The organism is Bradyrhizobium sp., assembly GCF_027451485.1.
Lineage (GTDB): Bacteria > Pseudomonadota > Alphaproteobacteria > Rhizobiales > Xanthobacteraceae > Bradyrhizobium.
The window spans coordinates 1-7109 of the sequence record NZ_DAIDJE010000167.1; the positions used below are offsets into that span (position 1 = coordinate 1).

At 61.2% G+C, this 7109-nt stretch carries 7 protein-coding genes and 1 pseudogene; 7 read left to right on the plus strand and 1 reads right to left on the minus strand.

Going from position 1 to position 7109, the window contains the following annotated elements; translation table 11 throughout:
* The 6 genes from NEZ08_RS20350 to NEZ08_RS20375 form a co-directional block, all read left to right on the plus strand.
* Positions 1-624, plus strand: a 624-nt coding sequence (locus NEZ08_RS20350; RefSeq protein WP_298110925.1) for an NAD(P)-dependent oxidoreductase, incomplete at its 5' end; no start/stop codon positions are given.
* Positions 625-654: 30 nt separating this feature from the next.
* Positions 655-1107: a hypothetical protein gene (locus NEZ08_RS20355; RefSeq protein ID WP_298110928.1), complete on the plus strand. Its 453-nt coding sequence runs from the start codon at positions 655-657 to the stop codon at positions 1105-1107.
* Between the two features lie 788 nt (positions 1108-1895).
* Entirely contained in the window at positions 1896-3125 is a 1230-nt protein-coding gene (locus NEZ08_RS20360; RefSeq protein WP_298110930.1) for a cation:proton antiporter, read from the plus strand.
* 190 nt (positions 3126-3315) lie between these two features.
* Positions 3316-4920 (plus strand): HAMP domain-containing sensor histidine kinase, encoded by a 1605-nt coding sequence (locus NEZ08_RS20365; RefSeq protein ID WP_298110933.1) that lies wholly within the window; start codon positions 3316-3318, stop codon positions 4918-4920.
* Between the two features lie 42 nt (positions 4921-4962).
* Positions 4963-5178 (plus strand): DUF1289 domain-containing protein, encoded by a 216-nt coding sequence (locus tag NEZ08_RS20370; RefSeq protein ID WP_298110936.1) that lies wholly within the window; start codon positions 4963-4965, stop codon positions 5176-5178.
* Positions 5179-5197: 19 nt separating this feature from the next.
* Complete coding sequence (locus NEZ08_RS20375; protein WP_298110939.1) at positions 5198-5716, plus strand: TIGR02281 family clan AA aspartic protease; 519 nt, start codon at positions 5198-5200, stop codon at positions 5714-5716.
* 5 nt (positions 5717-5721) lie between these two features.
* Here NEZ08_RS20375 and dusA read toward each other — a convergent pair whose 3' ends face one another.
* Positions 5722-6720, minus strand: a complete 999-nt coding sequence (dusA, locus tag NEZ08_RS20380; protein ID WP_298110942.1) for a tRNA dihydrouridine(20/20a) synthase DusA — start codon at positions 6718-6720, stop codon at positions 5722-5724.
* 124 nt (positions 6721-6844) lie between these two features.
* Between dusA and NEZ08_RS20385 the strand changes: the two are divergent.
* Positions 6845-7109 (plus strand): annotated as a pseudogene (locus NEZ08_RS20385) (site-specific integrase); the annotation flags it as partial.

A 7109-nucleotide genomic window follows, 5' to 3' on the forward strand; every position in this document is an offset into this window, starting at 1 on the left:
GCGTTCGCCGGAATGAAGAAGGGCGCGACCTTTGTCGATCATACGACCGCGTCGGCCGAGGTTGCGCGCGAACTCGATGCGGCTGCCGCCAAGGGCGGCTTCAAATTCGTCGATGCGCCGGTGTCGGGCGGGCAGGCCGGCGCCGAGAACGGCGTGCTCACGGTGATGTGCGGCGGCAATGAAGATGCTTATGCCGGCGCCGAGCCGATCATCGCCGCCTATGCCAGGATGTGCAAACGGCTCGGTCCGGCCGGCGCCGGACAGCTCACCAAGATGGTCAACCAGATCTGCATCGCCGGCCTCGTGCAGGGGCTCTCGGAAGGCATCCATTTTGCGAAGAAGTCGGGCCTGGACATCGCTTCCGTGATCGAGACCATTTCCAAGGGCGCGGCGCAGTCCTGGCAGATGGAGAACCGCTACAAGACCATGAACGAGGGCAAGTACGACTTCGGCTTTGCGGTGGAATGGATGCGCAAGGACCTGTCGATCTGCATCTCGGAGGCCCGCCGCAACGGCGCGCATCTGCCGGTCACCGCGCTGGTGGACCAGTTCTACTCTGAAGTCGAGAAGATGGGCGGCAAGCGCTGGGATACGTCGAGCCTGTTGGCGCGGCTGGAGAAGTAAGCCAACAGATCAAGGGGGCGGTCCGAAACCATGGTTCGTCCCCTTCTCATTTGGCTGGCGGTCCTCGCAGCCATTGGGCTCGTGCCAATCGCTGGCTTCTTCTTGATGCTTGGCCCGATCGGTTCGAGCGAATGTGAACCACGCCGGGTGTTCGCCGAGGCTGTTTCACCGGATGGTTCGTGGACTGCGCGCTTTTCCCAGAATGTTTGGTGTGCTGGGTTAGTGACTGCTGTCGACGACACCGTCGAGATCGTTCGTCCGGATAAAGTGTCACAATCCTTGCCAACTATCGGCGTAGTATTCGGGATGGATGACCCATCCTACGGCGCTCCAAGGCCGATGGCGCTAAAATGGCTCAGCGCGCGCGAGCTTGAGATAACGGTCCCGAACAACGTGTCGGCTGGCAAGCAAGAAACGACATCGCTGATGTCGTTATCTCGTACAAATACACCCCGGACGACCCGATCGAGCGAGCCTGCCTGAAGCAATGGCGAGCGTTGCCCACGGACGAGACAGTGCGCCGCAGTCAGTCGCCAACCGAGAACATGAAGGCCTTTCTCGCAAACTGCGAGGCGCAGACGCAGCATCGCTAATTGAGCAGGTATTCTTGGCGCCAAACGACAGCCTACTACGGCCCTATCGCCGGCCGGCGCTTCCCGATCCGGTCCCCCGCTTCAACTAAGCTCGACGAAACAAACAGTGGCCTTCAATAGCCGCCTCCCGCGGCCTTTCGATCAAAATCATCGTCGTAGTTGCGGATATACGAGCTGGTTGAGGACCGCCAGCTCCAGGGCTTTGCCGCATAACCCTCACCCTCTACTTTGTCCCGTGCTTGCTGTTCATCGTCGTCGCCCCGACCGGCGTGACGACAGGACCGACGAGCAACGAGGCCGTCAACATTGAGAGCATTAGAAGTCGGACAGCGAGTTTCGTCGTGCATCTCTCCTGTTCGGTGATGGCCCCACTGACATGCGACACCGTCGAGGAGCCGATATTCCTCGCCCAACCGGCTGCTGCTCGCCGGTGCGAATATGTTCGCCGACATGCTGGCTGCAAAACCGTCTGTTCTTCCGGCCGCCATGACGCCGTTGAACCGCAGCGCGGTTGCGGAAGGCCTCGCTTTACCTCTCGCTGAGGAGAATTTTTACCTTCTTAAGCCACCTCTTAAGAATTTGGCGGCACAGAAAGATATTGCAAAAGCTCGCCCGGCAGCATTGTTGCACGTCGTGACGAAGAATTTGGGGTTCCCATCAAATCGTTTGGAGGACCGGATGAGTTCGGTTGAGATCGCCAAACTGACGTTGCTTCAATTCGGACTTATCCTGACCATCGGCATCCTCACCGGCTTTCTGGCTCAAAAGATCAGAATTCCCGACGTCGCACTGTTTCTGATCGTCGGCATGGGCGTCGGACCGGCGGGCCTCGGTCTGGTCAACATCGAAGCGGATTCGGCTTTGAACCAGATCGTCTTGCTTTTCGGGGCGAGCTACATTCTGTTTGACGGCGGCGCGTCCCTGCGGCTCGAGGTCTTGAAGCGGGTCTGGATCACGATCGTGGTGATCGCGACCGTCGGGGTCGTCATCACTGCGGCTGTGACCGGAATTGCCGCTTATCTTGTACTGGGCAGCCCGCTTGTGGTGGCGCTGTTGCTCGGTGCCACGCTTGCCTCGACTGATCCGGCGACCCTGGTCCCGATTTTTCGCCAGGTGAAGATTCGCGACCGGGTCGCACAGACCGTGATGAGCGAGTCGGCTTTCAACGATGCCATGGGTGCAATCGTCACTTTCGGCGTTTTGGCGATTGCCATGGGAGCGGGCGAATTTTCGCTGACCTCCTCCCTCCTGGAGTTGCTCAAGCAATCGATCGTGGGCATCGTCGCTGGCTGCGTGCTGGGCTATCTTGCCGCGCTGCTGATTGCGCACGAGAGATGGGCCTTTCTTGCGGAGTATGGGCCGGTGGTGACCCTGGTCGCCGTCATCGGCGCCTATTTTGCCGCCGACGGCCTGCAGGCAAGCGGCTTCATGGCGGTGTTCGTCTTCGGAATCGTGCTGGGAAACAAAGAGTTGTTCGGCTTTCAGATGGAGCCGGGGGAAGCTCAGAAGCTCGACGAGTATGTGGCAACCACCGCTTTCATCATGCGCCTGGTTATTTTCATTCTCCTGGGCTCGCAGGTCGATTTTGCCCTGATGGGTCGACACCTGTGGAGTGGCATCGCCATCGTCGCCGTTCTCATGCTGGTCGCCCGGCCGCTGACGGTTTTCGCCTGCGCACTGCCGGACCGCCGCGCGAAGTGGAGCTTCAACGAGATGCTGTTCATGTCGTGGACCCGCGAGACCGGCGTTATTCCAGCGGCGCTGGCTGGTCTTCTGGTCGGCATGAAGGCGCCCGGCGCCCAGATGATCGCGTCGGTCACTTTCATCGCGATTCTGATGACGATCCTGATCCAGGCCCCGACCACGAAATGGGTCGCGGGCAAGCTTGGCCTGTTGGAGAAGGCCTAGCCATCTCTGACGAGCACGGCGCGCGCCGCTGCAACGCGCGATACGCAGGGTCAAAAGAGGTTAATTTAACCTCTGGTTAAGGAGAATTTTTAGCTTCTTAAGGCACCTCTTAAGAATTTGGCGCCACAGATAGATGATGCAAAAGCTCGCCCGCTAGCTGGGTAGCGGCGGGCAGGATTTGTGTTGCTTGATGAGTAATTCCGCTGAAAAGCCAGAAGTCGTGCAGCTTCCGGCTGAGCCGCCTGCCCTGGCGCCTGGCGCCAGCCGGCGCGCCGCGGCGCAGCGGGTGCGGGAGGCGCGCGATCGGTTAACGTCGACGAGTGGAACTCGACCCGCTTTCGACAGCGAACTGCTTCGCCAATATGCCCAGACACGCCTGTCGGCGTCCTACGTCGTGATGCTGCTGATCGTGGCGTCGGGCGTGCTGTTCAGCTTCTGGATGCCGCTGGTTTCGGCCGCGGCCTGGACCTGCGGCCTGCTCTGCATTCACACCGCGATCATTCGCAGTTGCAGCCAGTTCATTTCAGCCCAGCCGACGTTGATCGAAATCCGCAAATGGCGGACGCGCTTCATCGTGCTCGACCTGCTCTATGGCCTCGGCTGGACGGCGCTTTTGATTCATCCGTCCGGCTTCGATGCTGTTTCCAATACGCTGATCATGTTCCTGATGCTGCTGGTGGTCGCCGTGTCGAGCATGCTCGCCGCGAGCCTGCCAATCGCGGCGTTCGCGGCAACCGCGCCGGTGACCGCGGCGATCGCCTTCAATTTCGCGCTCAGCGGCACGTTCGGCAATTACGTGCTGGCGCTGCTTGCGCTCGCGGCGGAAGGCTATTTCGCGCTGCTGGCGCATCAGCTGCATTCGGCGACGCTGGCGACATTGGAAGCGCGCGCCGAAAAGGATGCCCTGATCGGCGAGCTCGAGCAGGCCAAGGCGATCTCGGATGAAGCGCGCCACCGCGCTGAAGCTGCCAACGTCGCCAAGTCGCGCTTCCTCGCGCAGATGAGCCACGAACTGCGAACGCCGCTGAACGCCATCCTCGGGTTTTCCGAGGTCATGAAGAGCGAGATCTTCGGCGCGCACGCCGTTCCAGTCTATCGCGAATATTCCGCCGACATTCACAACTCCGGCGTTCACCTGCTCAATCTCATAAACGAGATCCTGGACCTGTCGCGTATCGAAGCCGGACGCTACGAGCTCAACGAAGAGGCGGTCTCGCTGGTGCATGTCGTTTCCGACTGCCACCATCTCTTGAAGCTGCGCGCTTCCAACCGCGGCATTACCATTCACGAAGTTTTCGAACAGGGCATGCCGCGCATCTGGGGTGACGAACGCGCGGTGCGGCAGATTGTGCTGAATCTATTGTCGAACTCGATCAAGTTCACGCCGCAAGGCGGCGATATCTGGCTGAAGGTGGGCTGGACTGCATCCGGCGGCCAGTATCTCACCGTCAAGGACACCGGCTCCGGCATCGCCGAAGAAGAAATCCCGATCGTGCTGGCCTCGTTCGGACAAGGCTCCAACTCCATCAAGTCCGCTGAACAGGGCGCGGGCCTCGGTCTGCCGATTGCCAAAAGTCTGATCGACATGCACGGCGGCACCTTCACGTTGAAATCAAAAATCCGCATCGGCACCGAGGTCATCGTCACGTTCCCGCCCGAGCGCGTGATGTCGGCGCTCGGACCGATGTCGGAGGATTCGCCGCCCCTGCAGCCCGACTATGCGGGTATGAGGCCGCCCGAAGCGCCAAGCACGAGCCGCAACAAGCCGATCCTGAGCGCCGGAACCGGATTGTGAGGCGCGCTTGGCAAGCAACAGATTTCGTTCCACAATCAAACCATGAGCTTAGAGACGCCGTGTATCGCAGTCTGCATGATGGATCCGAGAACCAACCTTTGCTTCGGGTGCGGGCGCACGCTTCCCGAAATCGCGCGCTGGCATCGCATGGAGAGCGCGGAGCGTCTGTCGCTGATGACGGAGTTGCCGGCACGGATGAGGGATGCAGGTTTGCAGCCGATCGAGCCGTCAAGGCGTTCGAAGGCGATCTCTGTCTGACGGCATTGCGAGGCGTGCGATGAGCCGCCTCCTCCTGGTGCTTGCCGTCCTGGTCGCGACTGCCGGCGCCGTCGTTGCCTATGGCGATCCCCGCCAGATCGCGCGGGCCGAAAGTGTGGTCTCCAGCACGTTCTCGGAGCTGTTGCGTCCATCCCCTGCCGTCCGCAGCGTGCAGATTTCGCGCGGCCAGGGCGGCGAATTCGCGCTGCAAGCAAAGATCAACGGTGTTGTCGCGCCAATGGTCATCGACACCGGCGCAACATCAGTCGTGCTTACCTATGAGACCGCGAAAGCGGCCGGGCTCCCGCTCGAGGTGCTCGAATACGACGTCGACCTCGAAACCGCCAGCGGTCACACCAAGGCGGCGCGGCTCACGCTCGATCGGCTCGCCATCGGCAAGCTGGTGGAGCGTTCGGTGCCGGCCCTGGTGGTGCCGCACGGGCAGATGAAAACCAATCTGTTGGGCATGAGTTTTCTGGATCGGCTGGAAAGCTGGGAAGTGCGGCCCGACAGCCTGATGCTGCGCGGCTATCCCTAAAGCCCTCAAGCCGCAACTGCGGCGGGCGAACGCTCTCCAACCAGCGCGACCGCATCGCGCAGCACGTCGACGCCGGCGCCGGCCTTGACTCCATGCTCGGCAAGATGACGGCGAAACGCGCGCGCCCCCGGCACGCCATGAAACGCGCCGACGAAATGCCGCGTGATCGCATGCAGCCGCGTGCCGGCGGCCAGCTCGCGCTCGACATACGGCATCACCGCTTCGAAGACGTCCTTCATCGTGGCGCATGGCGATGTCTCGCCGAACAGTTCGTAATCGACGCCAAGCAGGCGCCACGGCTCCTGATAAGCGGCCCGTCCCAGCATCACGCCGTCGACATGGAGAAGATGCTGCTTCGCCTCGGCAAGACTGCCGATACCGCCATTGATGATGACAGCAACGCCGGGCATCGCCGCTTTCAGGCGATAAACTCTGTCGTAATCGAGCGGCGGGATGTCGCGGTTTTCCTTCGGCGACAAGCCGCTGAGCCAGGCCTTTCGGGCATGAACGATCAGTGCATCCGCCCCTGCCGCGACGACAGCGCGCGCGAGCGCATCCAGCGCTGCTTCCGGGTCCTGATCGTCGATGCCGATCCGGCATTTCACGGTAACCGGTATCCTCACGGCAGCCTTCATGGCCTCGACGCAGGCAGCGACCAAAGCCGGCTCGGCCATCAGGCAGGCGCCGAAGCGGCCTTCCTTCACCCGATCCGAAGGACAGCCGACATTGAGATTGATCTCGTCATAACCGAAATCCTCGCCGATTTTTGCCGACGCCGCGAGATCGCGCGGATCGGAGCCGCCGAGCTGAAGCGCAACGGGATGCTCGCGCCCATCGAACGCCAGCAGGCGCCGCCGATCGCCATGCAGGATGGCGCCGGTGGTCAGCATCTCCGTGTAGAGCCGCGCGCGCCGCGTCATCAGGCGATGGAACATCCGGCAATGCCGGTCGGTCCAATCCATCATGGGGGCCACGGAAAATCTGAACTTATTGAAATCGCTCATATTTCAGTCTTATCAATCACTTGTGCGGACCTGCGCACCCTTAAATTTAGCCTCTTTGCTTGCTATTTACCCTCGTTTTGGGCTGAACTACGACACATGTCGTAGTCCAGGAGGGCAAGTCGTAGTGGGAACCATCAACCAGCGCCGCCGCAAGGACGGCACCATCGCCTATTCCGCGCAGATCGTACTGATACGCGACGGGCAATTTGTCCACCGGGAATCGCGCACCTTTAACGACCGCGCCATGGCCAAAGGCTGGATCGCGCGGCGCCAGCGGGAACTCGACAAGCCCGGCGGACTGGAGGCCGCCAAGATCGGCAAGGAGACGCTCGGAGACGCGATCGACAAATACATCGCCACCAGTCGCAAGAAGATCGGCAAGACCAAGG

Bases quoted from the DNA above. Each gene is read 5' to 3' on its own strand.
- NEZ08_RS20355 (WP_298110928.1), top strand. From the start codon at position 655: ATGGTTCGTCCCCTTCTCATTTGGCTGGCGGTCCTCGCAGCCATTGGG.
- NEZ08_RS20360 (WP_298110930.1), top strand. From the start codon at position 1,896: ATGAGTTCGGTTGAGATCGCCAAACTGACGTTGCTTCAATTCGGACTT.
- NEZ08_RS20365 (WP_298110933.1), top strand. From the start codon at position 3,316: ATGAGTAATTCCGCTGAAAAGCCAGAAGTCGTGCAGCTTCCGGCTGAG.
- NEZ08_RS20370 (WP_298110936.1), top strand. From the start codon at position 4,963: ATGAGCTTAGAGACGCCGTGTATCGCAGTCTGCATGATGGATCCGAGA.
- NEZ08_RS20375 (WP_298110939.1), top strand. From the start codon at position 5,198: ATGAGCCGCCTCCTCCTGGTGCTTGCCGTCCTGGTCGCGACTGCCGGC.
- dusA (WP_298110942.1), bottom strand. From the start codon at position 6,720: ATGAGCGATTTCAATAAGTTCAGATTTTCCGTGGCCCCCATGATGGAT.